We start from the raw sequence: 21,482 nt of genomic DNA on the forward strand, positions 1-21,482 counted from the left end.
CGACAATTTTTTCTGCGCGCCGCAGCGCCGCACGGTCAGAGCCGGGCGCGGAACGCGGCCCGGACATCGCCCGGCCCCAGCAGGCGATGCCCGCGCGCGCGGCCCCGCGCGAGGTCGGCCCGGCTGGGGAAGGGGCAATAGGGCAGCGGCTCCGCCCGCCACTCCTCCACCCCGCCCCGCGCGAGCCCGGCCAGCACGGCGGAGGCCAGCGGAACGGCGGCCAGGTGCAGCAGGCGCGCCGCGCGCGAGGCCGTGCAGCCCGGCGGCAGGGCCACGGCGCGCTGGGCCAGCACGGGCCCGGCGTCGATCCGCGGCACCAGCCGGTGCACCGTGACGCCGAAGGCCGGTTCCGCTTCCAGGCCGGCCCAGAAGGCGGGGATCGGCCCCCGGTGGCGGGGCAGGAGGGAGGGGTGGACGTTGATCCCGCCCAGGGGAACCCGCGCAAGCGTTTCGGCCGACAGGATCTGGTCGAAGTGGAAGGAAACGATCAGCTCCGCCCCGGAGGCTCGCAGCGCCGCGTGGAAGGCCGGGCCGTTCACGTCCTCCACCGCGACCAGCGGCACGCCCTCCTCCCGGCACAGGCGCGCGAGCGGGCCAGGGCCGGGCGACACCGCGGAGGCCAGACGTGGCAGGGCCATGTTCACCGCGAGATAGCCCAGCATCCGGGGACCGGACCGGCGCAGGTGGCGCAAGGCCTGGCCGATCTGCCCGCCCGCGTTGCGGCGGTAGGGATTGGAAAGTCCGACAAGCGCGAGGCTGTCGCGGTGTCCCCGCGCGAAGGCGGCCACCGCCTCCGCGCTCGCGGCGCTGGCAAGGGTGAGGAGGGCGATCCGGGGCGGGCGGCCTGCCTGCCCGCTCAGCCCGCCATCTCCACCGGGGCGAGGCCCGCGCAGGTGTCCGCCACAACAGCGGCCGTGCGGTCGATCTGCTCGGCCGTGTGCTCGGAGGAAACAAAGAAGCGCAGCCGCGCCGCGCGCTCCGGCACGGCCGGGAAGGTGATGGGCTGCACGTTGATCCCGCGCGCGAACAGCTCGGCCGAGAGCCGCCCCGCGCGGATGGAGGAACCGGTCATCAGCGGCACGATGGCGTGCCCGCCCGAGGCACCCGCATCCAGCCCGCGCGCGCGCAGCGCGTCGCGCAGGCGGGTGGCGTTGCCGTTGAGCCGGGCCACGCGCCAGGGCTCCTCCGCCAGCACGCGAAGGGATTCGAGCGCCGAGGCCGCGAGCACCGGCGCGAGGCCGACCGAGTAGACGAAGCCGGGCGCGGTGTGGCGCAGCCAGTCGATCAGCTGCCGCCGCGCCGCGATGTAGCCGCCGCAGGAGGACAGCGTCTTGGACAGCGTGCCCATCCAGATGTCGACCCCCGCGGGGTCCACGCCCTGCAGCTCGAAGATGCCCTGGCCGCGGGGGCCGAGGACGCCGACCGAATGCGCCTCGTCCACCATCAGCCAGGCGTCGTGCCGGCGCGCGACCTCGACGAAGCGGGCGAGGTCCGGCACGTCCCCGTCCATGGAGTAGTGGCCCTCGATCACGATCAGCGCGCGGGCGGCCCCGCGGCGGGCGGCGGCCAGCTCGCGCTCGGCGGCCTGGGCGTCGTTGTGGGCGAAGGCGATGCGCTTCGCCCCCGAAAGCCGCGCGCCCTCCACGCAGGAGTTGTGGATGGTGGCGTCGTGCAGGATCACGTCGCGCGGGCCCATCAGGTGGCCGATCACCGTGACGTTGGTGGCGTGGCCGGACACGAGGCAGAGCGCGGCCTCCGTGCCGTAATGCGCGGCCAGCGCCGCCTCCAGCGCCGCGTGCGGCGGGCGCTCGCCCGAGACGATGCGGGATGCCGAGGCGGAGACGCCGTAGCGCTCGATCGCGGCGTGCGCCGCCGCCTTGACGCGCGGATCGCCGTTCAGCCCGAGGTAGTTGTACGAGGAGAAGTTCAGGTACTCGGCCCCGCCGATCACCGTGGTGTCGGCGGCCACGCCCGAATGGGGGCGGAAGAAGGGATTGGGGAGGTCGAGCGCCTCCATCGCCGTCTTCATCATCTCGAAGTCGCGCAGCGCCGGCAGGTCGCCGAAGGAGCGCGCGCCGGCCACGGCCCCGCTTTCCTCCTGCCGCGCGCGCCGCTTGGACAGACGCTGCAGGAGGGCCAGGCGGGCCGCTGCCGAAAGTCCGATGCCTTGCGTCACGGCCGCGTCTCCCCCGCCCCGGCGGAGATCGCCTCCCGCCCTTCGGGGGCCAGGGCGCGGAGCGTCCCCGGTTCCGGCGCGGGCGATGGCCCGGACGGGGAAGCACCGGGCTCGAAGCTGTCGAGCAGGGCGTCCATCTGCGCCTCCCGCGCGCCGCCCGAGAGCCCCTCCACCATGCGCGCGGCGAGGCCGGCGACGGTCAGGTCCTCCGTCACCGCCGAAAGCGGCACGGGCATGCCCAGCCGCGCCTCCAGCGCGCCACGCAGCTCCAGCCCGCCCAGGCTGTCCAGCCCCAGCCGGGCCACGGGGGCGTCGTGAGCGATGCTGTCGGCGGGCAGGCGCAGGATGCGGCCCATCTCCTCCGCGCCGATGCGCGCCAGCATGGACTGGGCCTCGGCGGCGGGCAGGGCGGCGAGATGGGCGCGCATGTCGGCGATGCCGGCATCCGCTTCCTCCGCCTCGCCGCGAAGCGCGGCAAAGGCGGGCTCGCGCAGCACGGCCAGGGCGGAGCCCGCGCGCTTCCAGGAAAGGCGGGCCAGCGACACCACCGGAGCCGCCCCCGCGATCAGCCCGGGCAGGGCTTCCAGCGCCTCGCGCGCGGCCATCGGCTCCACCCCCAGGCGGCGGGACAGGGTGCGGGCGGTGGCGGCATCGCGCGCCAGAACACCGGCATCGGCGATCGGCCCCCAGCCCACGGCCAGGGCCGGGCGCCCCCGCGCGCGGCGGCGGCGGGCCAGGGCCTCCAGCGCCGCGTTGGCGGCCACGTAGTTGGCCTGGCCGGGATTGCCGAGCGCGGTGGTGGCCGAGGAGAAGAGCAGGAACAGATTCAGCGGGTCCCCCGCCGTCAGCCGGTCCAGGTTCTCCGCCGCCTCCAGCTTGGGGGAAAGGCTGCGGGCGAAGCGGGCGGCGTCCATGCCGGTCGCGGCGCCATCGTCGAACACCGCCGCCGCGTGCACCACGCCGGTGATCGGCCCCTCCGCCCGCAGCGTGTTCAGCAGCGCGCCCAGGGCCGCGCGGTCGGCGGCATCCACCGCATGGGCGCTGGCCCGCGCGCCGAGGGCGGAAAGGGCGGTGATGGCCTCCCCCACCCCCGGCGCGGCCGGGCCGCGGCGGGAAAGAAGGGCGATGCGCGCGGCGCCGTTGGCCGCCAGCCACTTGGCGCATTCCAGCCCGAAGCCCGCCGTGCCGCCCGTCACCAGCACGGTGCCGGCGCCGGGCGACCAGGGGGTGGGGGCGGTCGCGTCGCCGCGCGGGGGGAACACCACGATCTTGCCGATATGGCCGCTGGCCTGGAGCAGGCGGAAGGCGCTCTCCACATCCTCCGCCCCGCGGCGGGCATAGGGCAGGGGGCGCAGGTCGCCCGTGGCCAGCCGGCCGCGGATCGCCTCCAGCAGCCGCGCCGCCTCGTCCGGCCGGGCGGAGGGAAGCTGGTCCACGTCCACGCCGAAATAGGTGACGTTGCGGCGGAAGGGGCGCACCGCGATGCGGCGGTCCTCGGCAAAGTCGCGCTTCCCCAGCTCCACGAAACGCCCGAAGGGCTTTACCAGCGCCAGGCTGCGCTCCATCGCCTCCCCCGCGAGGGAGTTCAGCACCACGTCCACGCCTTCGGGCCAGGCGCGGCGCAGCGCGTCGTCGAAGCCGGCCGAGCGGCTGTCGAGCACGAGGTCGGCGCCGGCCGCGCGCAGGAAGGCGCGGCGGGCCTCGGTGCCGGCGGTCATCGCGACCGCCGCGCCCGCGGCCTGGGCCACCTGAAGCGCCGCCAGCCCCACCGCGCCCGCACCGCCATGAATCAGCACGCGCTCCCCCGGGGAAAGCCGGGCGCAGCTTTCCAGGGCATAGACGGCGGTCAGGAAGGCCACGGGAATGGTGGCGGCCGCGGCGAAGCCCATGCCTTCGGGGATGGTGGCCAGGGCCTGGGCGCGGGTCAGCACGCGGCTGGCCAGGGCGCGGGGGGCGAAGCCGAAGACGCGCGTGCCCGGGCGGAAGGGCGCGCCGGGGCCGGCCGCCTCCACCACGCCCGCGCATTCCATGCCCAGCCCGGCCCCCGCGAAGCCGTCCTTCAGGGTTTCCTCGGGCAGCAGGCCCTGGGCCCACATCAGGTCGCGGAAGTTCAGCCCCGCCGCCTCCACGCGCAGCCGCACCTCGCCCGGGCCCGGGGCGGGCAGCGCCTCCATCGGCTCCCAGGCGAGGGACGACAGCGCGCCGGGCTGGCGCACGGCCAGGCGCGCGGGCCGGGCCGGGCCGGGCCGGGCGCCGAGCGCCACCCGCGGCACGCGCCGGCCGGACAGGCCCAGCACAAGCTCGGGCTCCGCGCCGGGAGAGAGGATCTCGGGCAGGAGGCGGCGCGCGGCGGCGGAGGGGGCGAGGGCGGAATCCACCAACACGCGGCGCGGCGCGAGGTAGGGCATCTCGTTGCACAGCACCCGCGCCAGGGCGCGCACGGCCTCGGCCGCCGGAAGCTGCGGATCCCCCTGCGCCACGAGCGTGAGGGCCGATGCGGTGCCCGCCGATGCTTCCGCCAGGCGGACGATCCCCGACAGCGTGGTGGCGAGGGTGGTGGCGCGGGCGGCCGGGCTGGCAAGCGCGACCACCGCCGCATCGCGCAGCACGCGGGGGGGCAGGGCCTGGATGTCCTCCAGCCGGTGGCGCTCCACCCTGGCGCCGTTGCGGCCCAGCAGGTCGGCCAGGGCCTCGGCCAGAGGCGCGGCCCCGGCATCGGAGACCAGCACGGCGCGCCGGCCCTCTGCCAGCGCGGGCCCGTCATGGGCCAGGGCCGGCGCGGGCCGGCGGGCGGCGACCAGCAGGGCGGGGATGGGCGAGGCGCGCAGCGGCTCCACCCTTCCGGCGAGCCAGCCCTCGGCCTCCAGCGTCCCGCGCCAGGCATCGGGGCCGCACGGGGCCGGGCGGGACCAGTTCACCGTGTCCTGGCCCTGGAGGAAATCCATCACCCGGCCGGGCTGCGGCTCCGCCAGAAGAAGGGCTCCGCCTTCCGCCAGCGCGGGGGCGAGCAGGGGCAGGATGCCGGGGCCGATCCCCCCGGCCAGCGCGCCGTTGATTCCGATCACGAGGTCCACGGCCGGAAGCGCGGCGCCGCCGCTTTCGGGGCTCCACTCGATCGCCGAGACGTCCGTCATCTCCTGCGGCGGCGGCGCCGGCCGGGGCTCCCCCGCCATGATGTGCAGCACGCGCCGCCCCGAGCGGGCGAGGCGCGCCGAGAGCGCCATGGTGAGGGCGGGGCCGCCGAGGTCCAGCACGCGCAGCGGCCGCTCGGCCGGCCAGGCGGCCGCGATGGCGCCGGCGGCGTCCGCCATCACCTGCGCCAGGCTGACGCGGGCGGCGGATTCCTCCGAAAGGGCCAGGGGCGGCGTGTCCGGTGGCAAGCGGCCGGCCATGGCCTCCGGCAGGCGCTCCGCTGCGAGCGCCAGAACCGCCAGGTCCTGCGCCAGCACCGGGCGCTCCATCAGCACGGAAAGCCAGATATCCTGCGGCAGGGGCATGTCGTCGCTCGGCAGCAGGCGCCAGGCGTGGCCCTCCCGGGCCGCGAGGCCGTCCTCCTCCAGGGCGCGCAGCATGGCGGCGGCATAGGGGTTGGCCGGCACCACCGTGCTGCCCGCGTCCCCGCCCGGCTTCGTGCGCCTGCCCTGGCCCGGGGCTGTTTCCGCCCGGGCCAGGGCCGCGAACACGGCCGATGCGATGTAGGCCTCGATGAGCAGGGCGGATTCCGACAGTCCGAGCGCCTCGTCGCGCGCCTCCGCGGCGGCCAGGGCGGCCTCCAGCGCGGGCTCGGGCGCCGGCAGGGCGGGATCGGGGGCGGGACGGTCCTCCATGCGGAAGACGACCATCTCGGCGCCGGCGCGCCCCAGGCGGGCGCGCTGGAACCACACGCCCTCGGCCACCGCCACCGCGCGTCCGGCCGCGTCCTCCAGGACCAGCCGCGCTTCCGCCGCGCGCTGGCCGGCATAGGTCAGGGCCAGCCCCGCGCGCACCGCGGGCGCCGCGCCGCGGCGCAGCACCAGGCGCTCGAAGCGCACGGGAACCAGGGCCTCGCCCTGTGGGGCATGGGGGGCGCCGATGCCACGGTGCTCGGCCAGCAGGGCGATCAGCCCCTGCAGGGCGCCGTCCAGCCGCACGGGATGCAGCAGGAAGCCCTGGTCGGGCGGGGCGGACGCGGGCAGGGACAGCGAGACCTCGGCGGCGGCGCCGGCCTCGGACAGCACCACATGTTGGACGGGGCGGAAGGCGGGGCCGTATTCCAGGCCGCAACGGGCGGCCGCCGCGTGCAGCGCCGCCTCCTCCACCCGGCGCCCACCCGCCGGCGGCGCGGCGGCATCGGGCAAGGCGCCGAGGGTGGCCGCGCGCAGCAGGCCGCGCGCGTGGAGCGACCAGCCCTCGCCGCTCATCCGGCGGCGGGACTCCAGGCGGAAGGTGCCGTCGTCGGCCAGGCGGAAGCGAAGCTCCTGGCTGCCCGCCTCGCGCTCCCCGGAGGGGATGAGAAGGGGGCGCAGGATCTGCAGGCCCGAAACCTCCAGCGCCTCCGCGTCGGGGAAGCGCAGCGCGGCGGCGGCGAGCGCCATGTCCACCATGCCGGCGGCGGGCAGCACCGCTTCCTCGCCGAGACGGTGGTCGCCGAGCCAGGGCATCAGGGCCGCGTCGAGGTTGCGGGTCCAGGTGGCGCCGCCGCCCTCGGCCGGGGCGGCGTCGCGTCGGAAGCCGAGCAGCGGATGGTCCAGCACGGGGTCGTGCAGGCGGGCCGCCTCGGGCGTCGCGGAGAACCAGTGCCGCGCGCGGGCATAGGGCGTGGCCGGCAGCCCCCGGCGCAGCGCGGGGCCGGCGAAGGCGGGGGCCGAGCGCGGGTCCGCGCCCAGTGCCGTCGCCCGGTCCGCGATGCCGGGGATGGGATCGCCCGGCGGGTCGCGGCGGGACAGGCTGGCCAGCACCGGCGCCTCGGCCTCGGCCTTGGCGCCGCGCAGGGCCTCCCGCAGGTAGGATTGCAGGATCGGGTGCGGGCCGATCTCGATCACCAGCCCGGCGCCCAGGCGACCGGCCCCGGCGGCGGCCTCGGCGAAACGCACGGGCGCGCGCAGGTTGCGCCACCAGTAGCCCGCATCGGCCGGCTCATCGAGCGCGGCGCCGGTGACGGTGGACAGAAAGGGAATCCGCGGCATGGCCGGGCGCAACCCCTCCAGCGAGGCGGCCAGGCCACCCGCCACCTCGTCCATGGCCGCGGAATGGAAGGCGTAGTCGAGGTCGAGCACCACCAGCCCCAGGCGCTCCCGCCGGGCGGCGGCGGCCAGGCGGGCGATGGCGGCGACGGGGCCGGCGACGGTGAGGGCGCGCGGCGCGTTGCGGGCGGCGATCTCCAGCCCCGGGCCGCATTCGGCCAGAAGCGGCGCGGCCTCCTGCTCCGTGGCGGTGAGGGCGGCCATGCGCCCCCGGCCCCGCGTGCGCGCCTGCGCCGCCGAGCGCGCCACGATCAGGCGTGCGGCGCCGGGCAGGTCCAGGACGCCGGCCGCCAGCGCCGCCGCCACCTCGCCCACGGAATGGCCGAACACGAGGCCCGGGCGGATGCCCTGATCCGCCATGGCGCCGACGAGGCCGTGCTGCACGGCGAAGAGCAGGGGCTGGGCCACTTCCGTCGCGGCCAGGGCCTCGGCAGAAAGCCCATCCGCCAGGGCCGCCGCGACGGACCAGCCCAGGCAGGGCGCCAGGTGGCCGTCCGCGGCCTCCACCGCCTCGCGGAAGGGGCGGGAATGGGCCATGGCCTCCCGCGCCATGCCCGGGAACTGCGAACCATTGCCGGAAAAGGCGAAGGCGACCGTGTCGCGCCCGAGGAAGCCGGGGGGCACCACGCCCTGCACGCCCGCGGACTCCCCGGCCGCGAAGGCGTCGAGCCCGGTGGCCAGGGCCTGGGCATCGGCGCCGCGCAGCACCAGGCGGTGCGGCCCGAGGTCGCGGTGGCGGGCCAGGCCGCGGAGCAGGGCGGGGGCGCAGGCCGGGGCGGCGCGCAGGGCGGCGGACCAGGCCTCGGCGGCGCGGGGCAGGCTGGCGGCGGAGCGGGCCGAGAGCAGCAGGGGCGGAAACGCCTCCGCCGCGGGCGCGGCCTTCGCCGCCCGCCGCGGCGCGGGGGCGGGCCCGAGCAGAAGGGAGGCGTTGGTGCCGCCGAAGCCGAAGGAGTTCACCCCGATCACCGGCGCGCGGCCCGGCAGGGGCTCGGGAGCGGTGGGCACGCGGATGTTGAGCGCGCCGAAGTCGATGCGCGGGCTGGGCTCGTCGAAATGCAGGCTGGGCGGGATCACCCGCTTCTCCAGCATCAGCAGGGCCTTGAGCAGCCCCGCCATGCCGGAGGCGGTTTCCAGGTGGCCGATGTTGGTTTTCACCGAGCCGACCGGGAGCGCCCCGGCGCGCGCGGCACCCGAGAGAACCTCGCCGATCGCCGAGGCCTCGACGGGGTCGCCGGCCTGGGTGCCGGTTCCATGGGCCTCGAAATAGGCGACCCGGCCGGGTGGCAGGCCGGCTTCCGCCAGCACCCGGCGCAGCAGCCCCGCCTGCGCCTGCGGGTCGGGCAGGGACAGGCCGATGGAGCGGCCCACCGTGTTCACCCCGGCCGCCAGGATCACGCCGCGCACGGCATCGCCGTCGGCGAGGGCGGCCCGGAGGGGCTTGAGCACCACCATGCCCGCGCCCTCGCCGCGCACATAGCCGTCCGCCCCGGCGGCGAAGGCCCGGCACCGCCCGGTGGGTGACAGCATGGAGGCGCGCGAGAAGCCGGTGAAGGCATAGGGCGAGAGCAGGAGCTGCACGCCGCCCACCAGCGCCGCCTCCACCCGCCCGGCCCGCAGCGCGTCCACCGCGGCAGAAAGCGCGACCAGGGAGGAGGAGCAGGCGGTGTCCACCGTCTGCGCGCCGCCGCGAAGGTCGAACACGTTGGTGATCCGGTTCCCCAGGATCGACAGGGTGTTGCCGGTCATGAAGTGCCGGTCCACGCCCGCCGGATCGGACAGGCGCAGCTCCGCGTAGTCGGTGGAGGAGCCGCCGACGAAAACCCCGACCTCGCGCCCGGCCACGGCGGAGGCGGGCCAGCCGGCATCCTCCAGCGCTTCGGAGGCGACCTCGAGCAGAAGCCGCTGCTGCGGGTCGGCCTCCATCGCCTCGCGCGGGGAAAGGCCGAAATGGCCGGGATCGAAGCCGGACACGTCGCCCAGGTGGCCGGCGGCGAAGCTGTAGGCGCGGCCCGGCTCCTCCCGCCGTGGATGAAAGAACCAGTCCTGGCTGAAGCGGTCGGTGGGCAGCGTCCCGACGGCGTCGCGGCCTTCCTCGAGCAGCGTCCAGAAGGCGTCGAGGTCGGGCGCGCCGGGAAAGCGGCAGGCGGCGCCGATGATCGCCACCGGCTCGGGCGCGGCCGGGCGGGCGGGCGGGGTGGCACGCCGGCTCTTCCCGCCGTGCACTCCGCCGCGCGGCGGCCTTCCGGACTTGGTTCCCACTCCGCTCACGGCTTGGCCTCCGCGCTCAGGTGACGGCCCCGCCCGGGCCAGCGGGACGGGCGCGCAGCCATCCCCCTTCCGCCGCGCGAGCAGGCGAGCGGACGCGGTGGAGGGCCAGCCGGGCCAGCATCTCGTCCACGGCCTCGAAGTGCCGGTTCCAGCAGGGGGCGCTCCATCCGGACAGGCGGGCCATCTGGGCCTCGCGCGCGGCGCTGCCGGGGGCCGCGTAATCCAGGATCGCGTCGCGCCAGGCCCGGCCGTCCAGCGGGTCCAGGTAGTCGGGCACGGCGTTGCCGACCTCGCGCAGCGCCGGGAGGTCCGAACAGATGGCCGGCACGCCGAGCGCAAGGGCCTCGGCCAGCGGCAGGCCATAGCCCTCGGCGAAGGACGGGAAGAGCAGGGCGCGCGCCCCGCGCAGCAGTTCCCCCACCTCGCGGTCCGAAACCTGGCCGACCTCGCGCACCACGCCCCGGAGTGCGTCGCAGCGCTCCAGGATGTCGATGACGTTCTCGTTCTCCCAGCCACGGCGGCCGATCACCACCAGGTGCGGCACGCGCCCGCCCATCTGGGCCGCCATGTCGCGCCACAGGTGCAGCAGCAGAAGGTGGTTCTTGCGCGGCTCGATGGTGCCGAGCACCACGAAATACGGGTCCGCCGGCAGGGCCATGGCCGGGGCGGGAGGCGGGTCGATGCCCAGCGGCGCCACCAGCACGGAGGGCGGCGAGCCGCGGCCGCCGAGATGCGGGCGCAGCGCCGCCTCGGTGTGCGCGGAATTGACGATGATGGCATCCGACAGCGCCGCCGTGGTGCGGATGCGCCGGAGGTGCCGCTCAGCTTGGCCCGGGCGTGCATATTCCGGGTGGGTGGTGGGGATCAGGTCGTGGATCAGGGGCACGAAGGTGCAGCCCGCGTCCCGCATGCTCCGGATCGGGCGCTCGCGGTCCAGCGCCCGGTGGGAAACGAGCAGAAAGGTCTTGGCGTCCGGCTCGCGCAGGCGGCGGGCCAGCTCGCGCTGGCCCATCCCGGCCATCACCCGCCAGCGCAGCGCGACCGCCAGCCGGCGGGCCCGGCGCGCCTGCTGGCCGGAGGGATCGCCCAGCCGCCAGGCATCGCCGAGGGAGGCGACGAGGCCCACCACCGCCCGCCAGGGCAAGGCGACGTGGTCCCCGAGCATGGCCTGGGCGACAAAGGTGCAGCGTCCCTCCGGCGCGGAGGCCCAGTGGCGGGCATAGGCCATTTCCACCCGGTCGATCCCGGAGGGGGCGGCCTTGGTGCCGCAGGCCAGGAGGCGGGACACGTCGAGGATCACATGGGGCATCCGGGCGGGCCGGAGGCGGTCGGACCCGATGCTCTCCTCTCCACGCGGCACTGGCTCACCCCTTCGATTATCAACAAATCTTTACCGCGGCGGTTCGGCCAGCTGCCACGGGCCTTTACCGAAGCCGGCAAAAACACTGAGAAACCCGTCGTTCTCCGGCGCGGCCACGGCACTGCACCCGTGGTGCCAGCCAGATCCCTTAACTCACGATTACGTTATAGGGCCTCTCCCTACTCGTCACCAGGCGAAATGACGTTGGTCGCTTTTCCTTCGATCAACACGTCCCGCATCGTTTCGGCGCTCTTGCGCCGGATGTCCGCCAGGGCCTCCGGCGAGTGGAAGGCGCTGTGGGGCGTCACGATCAGACGTCCGGCCAGCCAGGGCTCGCGGGCGCGGTAGGCCGCGAGCAGCGGGGGGACGGATGCGCCCGGCGGCTCCTCCGGCAGCACGTCGAGCCCGGCGCCGGCGATCCGGCCCTCGCGCAGCCCGGCTTCCAGCGCGTCCAGCTCCAGCACGGGGCCGCGGGCGGTGTTCACCACCACGGCGCCCGGTGGCAGCAGCCCCAGCAGGCGGCGGTCCACCAGGCCCCGCGTGGTGCGGGTCAGCGGCGTGTGGATGGACAGGGTGTCCGCCTCGGCGAACAGGTCCTCGATTCGCCGGGCGCGCCCGATTCCCAGCGCGAGCTCGGTGCCGTTGGGGCGGAAGGGGTCGTGGAACACCACGCGCCAGCCGAAGGCCTTGGCCCGCAGCGCCGCCGCCGTGCCGATCCGGCCGAGTCCCAGCACGCCGAAGACGCGCGTGGAGGGGCGCTGGATCAGCGGGCTCCCGATCGGCTCCCAGGCCGCGGGCGGGTCGGCGCGCTGGGCCTCGTGGTGCAGCAGCAGGCCGCGGCGGAGCGCGAGCGCCAGGGCGATGGCGTGGTCGGCGACCTCGGTGGTGCCGTAGTCCGGCAGGTTGCAGGCAGCGATTCCCCGCGCCGCCAGCGCGGCCCGGTCCAGCCGGTCATAGCCCACGCCCATGCGGACCACGCAGCGCAGGCGGGGAAAGCGTGCGATGTCGGCCGCGCCCAGCCAGTGGCGAAACACGAAGAGCCCTTCCACCTCGGCGCAAAGGGCGTCCGGCACCTCCGCCAGGCTGGCGCCGCCGGGGGGCTGGAGGATGCGCACGTCGGGGCCCAGCACCTCCCGCTCCACCACATCGTCCGGGTAGAGCCCCTCCGCCTGCATCACCGTGATCGTCATGCGCCTCTCCCCCCTTGGCCAATGGCGCGGCATCCTGCGCAGCAGGGGCGCCGCCGTCCATGCGGGGGGGCGGCGCGGGCATGGGGGAATGGCGAATGGCGGAACGGCGGATCCTGGTCACGGGCGCCTCCAGCGGGATCGGGGCGGCCACCGCGCGCGCCCTGGCGTTGCCCGGGGCCGGCATCGCCGTGCATGCCCGCGCCAACCGGGCGGGGGCCGAGGCGGTGGCGCGGGAGCTGCGCGCCGCCGGGGCGCGGGCGGTGGTGCTGATGGGCGACCTGACCGACCCCGCCACCCCCGCGCGGCTCGTGGAGGAAGCCGCCGCGGCGCTGGGCGGGCTGGAGGTGGTGGTGGCCAATGCCGGCTTCGCCGACCGCACGCCGGTCTCCGCCCTGACGGACGAGGCCTTCGCCCGCAGCGCCGACACCGTGCTCTGGGGCTTCCTGCGCCTCGCGCGCGCGGCGGGGCCGCACCTGCTGCGGGCCGGGCGGGAAGGGGGGCTGGCGCGGATGGTGGCCGTGTCCTCCTTTGTCGCGCACCTGTTCCGCACGGACACGACCACCTTTCCCGCCAGCGCCGCCGCCAAGGCGGGGGTGGAGGCGCTGGTGCGGTCGCTGGCGGTGGAATGGGCGCCCGACGTGACCGTGAACGCGGTGGTGCCGGGCTTCACGCAGAAGGACCCGGGCACCCACGCGGCGCTGGACCCCGGGGCCTGGGAGGCGATCCTGCCGCGCATCCCGATGCGGCGCCTGGGCACGCCCGCGGACGTGGCGGCGGCGGTGGCCTTCCTGGCCTCGCCGGGGGCGGGCTACGTCACCGGGCAGGCCATCCACGTCAGCGGCGGCGTGGTGATGTGAGCGGGGGCGCCCCGCGGGTTCAGGCGTCGAAGGGCAGCCCGACGTAGTTCTCGGCCACCGCGGCCTGGGCATTGCGCGAGCCCGACAGGAAGTCGAGGTCGGCCATGCGGATGCGGTGCTCGAAGGGCGATTCCGCGGCATCCACGTGGAGCATGGTGGTCATCATCCAGGAGAAGCGCTCGGCCTTCCAGATGCGGCGCAGCGCCGTGGCGGGATAGGCGTCGAGGCGCTCCGTCCGGTTGTGCCGGATTGCGTCCTCCAGCGCGCGGGAGAGCACCAGCACGTCGGCCACCGCCAGGTTCAGCCCCTTGGCGCCCGTGGGCGGCACGATGTGGGCGGCGTCCCCGGCCAGGAACAGACGGCCGTGGCGCATCGTCTCGCAAACGAAGGAGCGCAGCGGGATGATGCCCTTCTGGAAGATCTGCCCCTCCGAGAGGTGCCAGTTGCCGGCGATCTCCAGGCGCTTGTGCAGCTCGCCCCAGATGCGGGCATCCGGCCAGTTGGCGATGTCGTCCGCCGGGTCGCACTGGATGTACATGCGCTGGATCTCGGGCGAGCGCGTGCTGAGCAGCGCGAAGCCGTCCTCGTGCCGGGCGTAGATCAGCTCGTGCCAGGAGATCGGCGCATGGGCGAGGATGCCGAGCCAGCCGAAGGGATAGCTCTTGTTGTATTCCTGGCGGACGCCCTCCGGAATCGCCTTGCGCCCGGGTCCGTGGAAGCCGTCGGCGGCCACGACGTAGTCGCAGAGCAGCTCGTCCGGCGTGCCGTCCGCATGGCGGAAGGCGATGCGGGGGGCATCGGTCGCGACATCGTGGAAGGCGGTTTCCGTCACCTCGAAATGGATCACGCCGCCATCCGCCACCCGCCCGGCGATGAGGTCGCAGAGCACCTCGTGCTGGGCATAGACCGTCACCTGCTTGCCGCCGGTCAGCTCCGTCATGTCCAGGTGAAAGCGGTTGCGGCCGTATTGCAGGGTGATGCCGCTGTGGATGTGCGCCTCGCGGTCCATGCGGCCGCCCAGGCCCATCTGGCGCATGAGGTCGGTCACCCAGTGTTCCAGCACCCCGGCGCGGATGGTGCTCTCCACGGCCTCGCGCGAGCGGTTCTCGACGATCACGCTCTCGATCCCCGCGCGGTGGAGGAGGTGGGACAGGAAGAGGCCGGCGGGGCCGCAACCGACGATGCCGACCTGGGTGCGCTGGGACATGGCTGTTCTTTCCTGGACGGGGGCCGGGAGGCGGGCCTGATCTTATGACTCATATCGATTGAAACCCCGGCCTGGGAAGGGGCCGCCTTGCCCACCCTCCGCCGCCCCGGCATGACGGGCCGAGAGCATGGAGGAAACGCCGATGAGCGACGAGAACCCGCTTCTGGTGACGCGGCAGGGGGGCGTCGTGCGCGCCGTGCTGAACCGGCCCGCCCGCCGCAACGCCCTGAACGGCGCCCTGTCGGCGGCGATCGATGCGCTTCTTGCGGAGCTGCGGGAGGACCGCTCGGCGCGGATCCTGGTGCTCTCGGGCGCGGGCGGACATTTCTGCGCGGGGCTCGACCTGGGCGAGGTGGGCGAGCCCCTGCCGGAGGCACAGCGCATGGCGGCGCAGCTGGAGCGCAACCGGGCCATCGGGGCGCGCTTCGCGGCCATCGCCGCCCTGCCGCAGGTGGTGATCGCGGCCGTGCAGGGATCGGCCTTCGCGGGCGGCCTGGGCTTCGTCTGCGCGGCCGACATCGCCTTCGCCAGCGCCGATGCCCGCTTCGCGGCGCCGGAGGCCCGGCGCGGGCTGGTCGCCGCGCAGATCCTGCCCTGGATCGTCCGCCGCACCGGGCGCAGCCAGGCGGCGCGCATGGTGCTGCAGGGGCATGTGATGGACGCCGCCGAGGCCGGGCGGATCGGACTGGTGCACCAGGTGGCGCCCGACGCCGCGGCGCTGGACGCCCTGGTGGCGGCGACGATGGCGGACGTGATGCAGGGCGCCCCCGGGGCGCTGGCGGAAACGAAGGCGATGCTGGCGGCCCTCGGCGGCGCCGTGCCGGAGGGCTATGCGGAGGCGGGCGCGCAGGCCTTCGCCCGCTGCACCACGAGCGGGGAGGCCGACGAAGGCATTGCGGCCTTCCGCGAGCGCCGCGCGCCGGCCTGGCTGGCCACTCAGTCCTCGTAGATCATCTTCCGCGTCATCCCGCCGTCCGAGATGAACTCGGCGCCGGTGACGAAGCCGCTTTCGGGGCCGAGCAGCCAGGCGGCGAGGGCGGCGATGTCCTCCGGCCTGCCCACGCGCCCGGCGGGGTGCTGGGCGTTGTCCGCCTTGCTCAGCGTCTCCTCCCGCACGTTGATCCAGCCGGGGGAAATGACGTTGGCCCGAACATCGGGGCCGAGGCTGATCGCCAGGGCATGGGTCAGCGCCACCAGCCCGCCCTTGGAGGCCGCGTAGCTTTCGGTGTCCGGCTCCGACTGGTGCGCCCGGGTGGAGGCCATGGTGACGATGGCGCCGCGGGCGCGCCGCAGCAGGGCTTCGCTGGCGCGGGCCAGCAGGTAGGTGCTGGTCAGGTTGGTGCCGATGACGCGGGACCACTCCTCCAGCGAAAGGTCGCGCAGCGGCTTGCGCACCATGATGCCGGCGTTGCAGACGAGGCCGTCCAGCCGGGCCTCGGTCGCGGCGATGCCATCGACCAGGGCGCGGACGGCGGCCTCGTCGCCGATGTCGGCCCGGACGTGGCGGGCGGCCCCGGGCGGGCCCTCGGCCTCGGTGTCGGCGGTGACGACGTGCCAGCCATCGGCGGCCAGGCGCTGCGCGATGCCGCGCCCGATGCCCTTCGCGCCGCCGGTGACCAGCGCGACGCGCTTTCCTTCCGCCATGAACCCGTCCCTCGGATGCCGGGCGGGGAACGCGGGGCGGGCGTCTCCGGTTTGCGGGCATGGGCGGAGGGTCCCCCTGGCCCCTCCACCCCGCCCCGCCTTTCGTCAGACCGTGAGCAGCCGCCGGACCGATTCTTCCCCGAGCGCGCCGACCTCGCCCTCCAGCGCGACCTCGCCGCGGACCATCACCGTGATGCGGTCCGCGAGGTCGCGGGCGAACTCGAAATACTGCTCCACCAGCACCACCGCCATGTTCCGGTCCCGCGCCAGGTGGCGGATGACGCGAGCGATGTCCTTGATCACGCTCGGCTGGATGCCCTCGGTGGGTTCGTCCAGGATCAGCAGGCGGGGGCGGGCGGTCAGCGCCCGGGCGATGGCGAGCTGCTGCTGCTGCCCGCCCGACAGGTCGCCGCCGCGGCGGCGGAGGAACTGGCGGAGGATGGGAAAGAGGTCGAAGACCTCCGGGGACACCTTGCTGCCACGCGGGGCGGCGGCGAGGGCGGTTTCGAGGTTTTCCTGCACGGTGAGGAAGGGGAAGATCTCCCGCCCCTGGGGGACGTAGCCGATGCCGGCGCGGGCACGGTCGGCGGGGGAGAGGTTCGCGATGTCGCGCCCTTCCCACTCGATCCGCCCGGCCGAGATGCGCTCCACCCCCATGACGGAGCGCATGAGGGAGGACTTGCCCACGCCGTTGCGGCCCAGGACGCAGGTGATGCGGCCGGGATCGGCGGCCAGGTCCACGCCGCGGAGGCAGAGGCTGGCGCCGTAGGAGAGGCGGATGCCGGTGGCCCTCAGCATCCCTCAGCGCCCCAGATAGACTTCGATGACGCGGGGGTCGTTCTGCACGGCGTCGATGGAGCCCTCCGACAGCATCGTGCCCTCGTGCAGCACCGTGACCTTCTCGCCGAGCGCGCGGACGAATTCGAGGTCGTGCTCCACCACCACCACGCTCCGGCGGCCGGCGATGCGGCGCAGCAGGGCGGCGGTCTGCTCGGTTTCCTGGTCGGTCATGCCCGCCACGGGCTCGTCCACCAGGAGAAGCTCGGGGTCCTGCATCAGCAGCATGCCGATCTCCAGCCATTGGCGCTGGCCGTGGGAAAGGACGCCGGCGAGTTCCCTCGCGCGGGCGGAAAGGCCGATCTCCTCCAGCACCGCCCCGATCCGCGCGCGGGCGGCGGCGGCGAGGCGCCAGCGGAGGCAGGACCAGGGGTCGCGGGGGGCCTTCAGGGCGAGCTCCAGGTTCTCGAACACCGTCAGCGCGTCGAAAACGGTGGGCTTCTGGAACTTGCGGCCGATGCCGAGATTCGCGATGGCGGCCTCGTCCATCTTGGTCAGGTCATGGTCCCCGAACGTCACGACGCCCGCGGTGGGGCGGGTCTTGCCGGTGATCACGTCCATCATGGTCGTCTTGCCCGCGCCGTTGGGGCCGATCACGGCGCGCAGCTCTCCGGGATCGACGACGAGGGATAGGTTGTTCAATGCGCGGAAGCCGCCGAAGACAACCGAGACGCCGTCGAGGTAAAGGACCGGCCCGCTCATCGGGCGCGCCTGCGGAACAGGCCGACCAGCCCCTGCGGCAGCAGCAGGGTGACGGCGACGAAGAGGCCGCCGAGGACGAAGAGCCAGAGGTCCGGCGCGAAGGAGGTGAGCCAGGTTTTCACGGCGTTGACGGAGAAGGCGCCGAGCACCGCGCCGACCAGCGTTCCGCGCCCGCCGACGGCGACCCAGATCACCGCCTCGATGGAGTTGCCGGGCGCGAACTCTCCGGGGTTGATGATGCCGACCAGCGGCACGTAGAGCGCACCGGCCAGCCCCGCCATCATGCCCGAGAGCACGAAGACCGCCAGCTTGAAGGAGGTGACGGAGTAGCCGAGGAAGCGCACCCGGCTCTCGGCATCGCGCACCGCAACCAGGACGCGGCCGAGCTTGGTGGAGACGACGTGGCGGCACAGGAACAGCGAGCCCGCCAGCAGCGCGAGGGCGGCATAGAACAACCCGGCGCGCGCGCCCTGGGTGTTGAGCGGCACGCCCAGCAACTCCTTGAAGTCGGTGAAGCCGTTGTTGCCGCCGAAGCCCATGTCGTTGCGGAAGAAGGCGAGCATGAGGGCGTAGGTCATCGCCTGCGTGAGGATGGAGAAGTAGACGCCGGTGATGCGGCTGCGGAAGGAGAGCCAACCGACGACGAAGGCGAGCGCCCCCGGCACGAGCAGGGCCATGAGCATGGCATAGGGGAAGTGGTCGAAGCCGAGCCAGTACCAGGGAAGTTCGCGGTAGCCGAGGAAGACCATGAAGTCCGGCAGGACGGGGTGGCCATAGACGCCGCGTGGCCCGATCAGCCGCATCAGGTGCATGCCCATGGCGTAGCCGCCCAGTGCGAAGAAGGCGCCGTGGCCGAGGGAAAGGATGCCGGCATAACCCCAGGCCAGGTCGATCGCGAGCGCCAGCACGGCGTAGCAGATCCACTTGCCCGTGACGGAAACGGTGAAGTCCGAAACGCGGAGCGCGCTGCCAAGGGGAAGCTGGTTCAGCAGCGGCAGCAGCGCCAGCACGGCGATGCCCGCGAGGATGGCACCCCGCACCAGCAGCCGTGCCGGGATGCCACGCGGTGCGGAAGCGGCGGCGATCTCGCTCATGCGTCCGCCGCCCGGCCCTTGAGGGCGAACAGCCCGCGCGGGCGGCGCTGGATGAAGAGCATGATGATCACCAGCACGGCGACCTTGGCCAGCACGGCGCCCGCCCAGGGCTCGATCACCTTGTTCAGCACGCCGAGCCCCATGGAGCCGACCAGCGTGCCGACGAGGCTGCCGACGCCGCCGAAGACGACGACCATGAAGCTGTCGATGATGTAGCCCGTGCCGAGATTGGGGGAGACGTTGTCGATCTGGCTCAGCGCGACCCCCGCCATGCCGGCGATGCCCGAGCCGAAGGCGAAGGTCAGCGCATCCACCCGGCCGGTGCGGATGCCCATGGTGGCGGCGATGCGGCGGTTCTGCACCACGGCGCGCATCTCCAGCCCGAAGCGGGTGAGGCGGATGGCCGCGATCGCGAGCAGGAGCACGAGAAGCGCGAACACGATGACCCAGAGCCGGTTCTGGGTGATGAGGATGCCGCCGGGCAGCGACAGGGTGCCCTGCATCCAGGCGGGGGAGATGACCTCGCGGTTCTGGGCGCCGAAGGCCAGGCGCACCGCCTGCTGGAGGATCATGCCGACGCCGAAGGTCATCAGCAGGGTTTCCAGCGGGCGGCCATAGAGATGCCGGATCAGCCCGCGCTCCAGCGCGGCGCCGGCGAGGCCGGCCACGAGGAAGGCGGCGGGGACGGAGAGGGGGAGGGACCAGGGCAGCAGCCATGGCGTGCCCCGGCAGGCCTCCTGCACCACGAAGGTGGTGTAGGCGCCGAGCATGACGAATTCGCCATGGGCCATGTTGATCACGCCCATGACGCCGAAGGTGATGGCGAGGCCCAGCGCCGCCAGCAGCAGGACGGAGCCGAGGGAAAGGCCCTGGAACAACGTCTCGGCCGCGCGCTTGAAGGTCAGGCGGGCGTCGATGGAGGCGACGGCGGCGTCGATCTCGGGAAGGAGGTCGGGGTTCGTGTTGCGGGCTTCCAGCAGGAGGGCGCGCGCGTCCTCGGAGGAAGCGCCGCCGAGGATCGCGATGCCCTGGCGCTTCACCGCGGCCTCGGGCGCGACGAGGCGGGAGGCGGCCAGGGCCAGCTCCTGGCGCTCCCGCACGCGCGGCACGCTCTCGCGCGCGATGGCGGCTTCCAGGCCAGGGATATTCTCGGCGCTGCGGCTGCGGAACACGGATTCGGCGGCGGCGAGTCGTTCGTCGGGATTGGCGGAGACGAGTTGCAGGCGGCCCAGCGCCCCGCGGAGCGCGGAGCGGACGCGGTTGTTGATGCGCACGGTCTCGGCCCCCGCGGCATCGGCGGGCTGGCCGGTCGCGGCGTCGGCGTTGTTCAGGATGATGGCCGTGTCGCGCTTCAGCAGCCGCCCTTCCGAAAGGGCGCGAAGCACGGGCAGGGCGCGCGGGTCGCCGGACGCGCCGAGGCGCTCCACCGCCTCCGCCTGGGCGGCGAAGCCGCCGGCGAGGCCGGGAAGGGCGTCGAGGAAGGCGTCCTGCGCCGCGGCGGGCATCGCCGCGGCCAGGAGGAAGGCGAGAAGGAGGAGGACGCGGGCCATGGGGGATCGGACGGCAGGGAAGGGGCCCCGCCGCCCTGTTCCTTGCATCAGCCGCGGCGGCTGGCGTTCTCGGGGATGAAGGGGGACCAGTTCTCGGCCGCGATGGCGTTCGGCGTCTTGTGGACGACGTTGAACTGGCCGTTCTCCTGGATCTCGCCGATCACCACGGGCTTGGTGAGGTGATGGTTGGGGCGCATCTCCTCCTCGTAGCCGCAGGGCGCCATCACCTTCTGGCCGTACATGGCGGCGCGCACGGGATCGACCGCCGTGGTGCCGGCCTTGGCGACGGCCTGCATCCACATGCGGAAGCCGGTATAGGTGGCCTCCATCGGGTCGTTGGTCACGCGCTTGTCGTTCTTGATGTAGGCGCGCCACATCGCCTTGAAGTCATCGTTCGGCTTGCCCGGCATGGACATGAAGTAGTTCCAGGCCGCGAGGTGGCCGACGAGCGGCTTGGTGTCGATGCCGGCCAGCTCCTCCTCGCCCACGCTGAACGCGACGCAGGGGATGTCCTCGGCCTTGATGCCCTGGTTGCCCAGCTCGCGGTAGAAGGGAACGTTCGCGTCGCCGTTGATGGTGGAGACGATGGCGGTGCGCTTGCCCTCGCCCGCGAAGCGCTTCACGCGGGAAACGATGCCCTGCCAGTCGGAATGGCCGAAGGGCGTGTACTCCTCCATGATGTCGGCATCGGTGATGCCCTTGCTGTTCAGGTAGGCGCGGAGGATGCGGTTGGTGGTGCGGGGATAGACGTAGTCGGTGCCGAGGAGGACAATGCGCCTGGCCTCGCCGCCATCCTTGCCCATCAGGTACTCGGTGGCCGGGATCGCCTGCTGGTTCGGCGCGGCGCCGGTGTAGAAGACGTTCTTGCTCTGCTCCTCCCCCTCATACTGCACGGGGTAGAACAGAAGGCCGTTCAGCTCTTCGAACACCGGCAGGACAGACTTGCGCGACACCGAGGTCCAGCAGCCGAAGGTGACGTCCACCTTGGAAACGGCGAGAAGCTCGCGCGCCTTCTCGGCGAAGAGCGGCCAGTTGGAGGCGGGGTCCACCACCACCGGCTCCAGCTTGCGGCCGAGCACGCCGCCCTGGGCATTGGCCCAGTCGATCATCATCAGGACCGTGTCGCGCAGCGCGGTCTCGCTGATCGCCATGGTGCCGGAAAGCGAGTGGAGCACGCCGACCTTGATGGGCGTCCCTTGGGCGAAGGAGGGGCGGACCGCCGGCATCGCCAGCGCTCCACCCAGGCCGGCCAGCGCGGCGCGGCGGGTAAGGGAGAGCGTCATTCTTGTTCGTCCCAGATAGGCCGGTGCGCCCGCGGATTCCCCCGCGGCTGGCCGGGCCGTCACGCCTTTGCGAGAAGCGTGCCAGGGCCTGC

The 21,482-nt window shown here is 74.1% G+C and carries 14 protein-coding genes; 2 read left to right on the top strand and 12 right to left on the bottom strand.

What is annotated here, in order from left to right; translation table 11 throughout:
* Window positions 1-35 precede the first annotated feature (35 nt).
* The 5 genes from ACFFIC_RS17915 to ACFFIC_RS17935 all read right to left on the bottom strand — a co-directional run bounded on the left by ACFFIC_RS17915 (window position 36) and on the right by ACFFIC_RS17935 (window position 12,216).
* Window positions 36-788, bottom strand: coding sequence for a formyltransferase family protein (locus tag ACFFIC_RS17915; RefSeq protein WP_377052812.1), 753 nt, complete (start codon window positions 786-788; stop codon window positions 36-38).
* A gap of 68 nt (window positions 789-856) precedes the next feature.
* Window positions 857-2,176, bottom strand: coding sequence for an aminotransferase class I/II-fold pyridoxal phosphate-dependent enzyme (locus ACFFIC_RS17920; RefSeq protein WP_377052814.1), 1,320 nt, complete (start codon window positions 2,174-2,176; stop codon window positions 857-859).
* On the bottom strand, window positions 2,173-9,666 hold the full coding sequence (locus tag ACFFIC_RS17925; RefSeq protein ID WP_377052816.1) for an SDR family NAD(P)-dependent oxidoreductase: 7,494 nt from the start codon (window positions 9,664-9,666) through the stop codon (window positions 2,173-2,175). The genes ACFFIC_RS17920 and ACFFIC_RS17925 overlap by 4 nt, the downstream gene beginning before the upstream one ends.
* Before the next feature lie 16 nt (window positions 9,667-9,682).
* Window positions 9,683-11,026, bottom strand: a complete 1,344-nt coding sequence (locus ACFFIC_RS17930) for a glycosyltransferase family 4 protein (protein ID WP_377052818.1) — start codon at window positions 11,024-11,026, stop codon at window positions 9,683-9,685.
* A 179-nt stretch (window positions 11,027-11,205) separates the two neighbouring features.
* Window positions 11,206-12,216, bottom strand: a complete 1,011-nt coding sequence (locus ACFFIC_RS17935; protein WP_377052820.1) for an NAD(P)-dependent oxidoreductase — start codon at window positions 12,214-12,216, stop codon at window positions 11,206-11,208.
* A 95-nt stretch (window positions 12,217-12,311) separates the two neighbouring features.
* On the opposite strand from ACFFIC_RS17935, the gene ACFFIC_RS17940 reads away from it, so the two are divergent.
* Entirely contained in the window at window positions 12,312-13,073 is a 762-nt protein-coding gene (locus ACFFIC_RS17940) for an SDR family NAD(P)-dependent oxidoreductase (protein ID WP_377052822.1), read from the top strand.
* 19 nt (window positions 13,074-13,092) lie between these two features.
* On the opposite strand, the gene ACFFIC_RS17945 is transcribed toward ACFFIC_RS17940, so the two are convergent.
* The gene (locus tag ACFFIC_RS17945; RefSeq protein ID WP_377052824.1) at window positions 13,093-14,280 is read right to left on the bottom strand and encodes a 4-hydroxybenzoate 3-monooxygenase; all 1,188 of its coding nucleotides are present in this window, start codon (window positions 14,278-14,280) and stop codon (window positions 13,093-13,095) included.
* A 142-nt stretch (window positions 14,281-14,422) separates the two neighbouring features.
* Between ACFFIC_RS17945 and ACFFIC_RS17950 the strand changes: the two genes are divergently transcribed.
* Window positions 14,423-15,229, top strand: coding sequence for an enoyl-CoA hydratase/isomerase family protein (locus tag ACFFIC_RS17950; protein WP_377052826.1), 807 nt, complete (start codon window positions 14,423-14,425; stop codon window positions 15,227-15,229).
* Here ACFFIC_RS17950 and ACFFIC_RS17955 read toward each other — a convergent pair.
* The 6 genes from ACFFIC_RS17955 to urtA form a co-directional block, all read right to left on the bottom strand.
* A complete protein-coding gene (locus ACFFIC_RS17955) occupies window positions 15,217-15,924 on the bottom strand; it encodes an SDR family oxidoreductase (protein WP_377052828.1) in 708 nt (235 codons plus the stop codon). The two genes, ACFFIC_RS17950 and ACFFIC_RS17955, sit on opposite strands and share 13 nt — an antisense overlap.
* Window positions 15,925-16,029: 105 nt before the next feature.
* Window positions 16,030-16,722, bottom strand: a complete 693-nt coding sequence (urtE, locus tag ACFFIC_RS17960; protein ID WP_377052830.1) for an urea ABC transporter ATP-binding subunit UrtE — start codon at window positions 16,720-16,722, stop codon at window positions 16,030-16,032.
* 3 nt (window positions 16,723-16,725) lie between these two features.
* Window positions 16,726-17,463, bottom strand: a complete 738-nt coding sequence (urtD, locus tag ACFFIC_RS17965) for an urea ABC transporter ATP-binding protein UrtD (protein ID WP_377052832.1) — start codon at window positions 17,461-17,463, stop codon at window positions 16,726-16,728.
* Window positions 17,460-18,557: an urea ABC transporter permease subunit UrtC gene (gene urtC / locus ACFFIC_RS17970; protein WP_377052834.1), complete on the bottom strand. Its 1,098-nt coding sequence runs from the start codon at window positions 18,555-18,557 to the stop codon at window positions 17,460-17,462. The genes urtD and urtC overlap by 4 nt, the downstream gene beginning before the upstream one ends.
* A complete protein-coding gene (gene urtB, locus ACFFIC_RS17975) occupies window positions 18,554-20,107 on the bottom strand; it encodes an urea ABC transporter permease subunit UrtB (protein WP_377052836.1) in 1,554 nt (517 codons plus the stop codon). The genes urtC and urtB overlap by 4 nt, the downstream gene beginning before the upstream one ends.
* A gap of 47 nt (window positions 20,108-20,154) precedes the next feature.
* On the bottom strand, window positions 20,155-21,390 hold the full coding sequence (urtA, locus tag ACFFIC_RS17980) for an urea ABC transporter substrate-binding protein (protein WP_377052838.1): 1,236 nt from the start codon (window positions 21,388-21,390) through the stop codon (window positions 20,155-20,157).
* Between the last annotated feature and the right edge of the window lie 92 nt (window positions 21,391-21,482).

The sequence above is a fragment of the Muricoccus vinaceus genome, from assembly GCF_042433125.1.
GTDB lineage: Bacteria > Pseudomonadota > Alphaproteobacteria > Acetobacterales > Acetobacteraceae > Roseomonas > Roseomonas vinacea.

Excerpts from the sequence above, each read along its gene's own strand:
- urtD (WP_377052832.1), bottom strand. The coding sequence starts at position 17,463 with ATGAGCGGGCCGGTCCTTTACCTCGACGGCGTCTCGGTTGTCTTCGGC.
- ACFFIC_RS17940 (WP_377052822.1), top strand. The coding sequence starts at position 12,312 with ATGGCGGAACGGCGGATCCTGGTCACGGGCGCCTCCAGCGGGATCGGG.
- urtA (WP_377052838.1), bottom strand. The coding sequence starts at position 21,390 with ATGACGCTCTCCCTTACCCGCCGCGCCGCGCTGGCCGGCCTGGGTGGA.
- urtC (WP_377052834.1), bottom strand. The coding sequence starts at position 18,557 with ATGAGCGAGATCGCCGCCGCTTCCGCACCGCGTGGCATCCCGGCACGG.
- ACFFIC_RS17950 (WP_377052826.1), top strand. The coding sequence starts at position 14,423 with ATGAGCGACGAGAACCCGCTTCTGGTGACGCGGCAGGGGGGCGTCGTG.
- urtB (WP_377052836.1), bottom strand. The coding sequence starts at position 20,107 with ATGGCCCGCGTCCTCCTCCTTCTCGCCTTCCTCCTGGCCGCGGCGATG.
- ACFFIC_RS17935 (WP_377052820.1), bottom strand. The coding sequence starts at position 12,216 with ATGACGATCACGGTGATGCAGGCGGAGGGGCTCTACCCGGACGATGTG.
- ACFFIC_RS17955 (WP_377052828.1), bottom strand. The coding sequence starts at position 15,924 with ATGGCGGAAGGAAAGCGCGTCGCGCTGGTCACCGGCGGCGCGAAGGGC.
- ACFFIC_RS17945 (WP_377052824.1), bottom strand. The coding sequence starts at position 14,280 with ATGTCCCAGCGCACCCAGGTCGGCATCGTCGGTTGCGGCCCCGCCGGC.
- urtE (WP_377052830.1), bottom strand. The coding sequence starts at position 16,722 with ATGCTGAGGGCCACCGGCATCCGCCTCTCCTACGGCGCCAGCCTCTGC.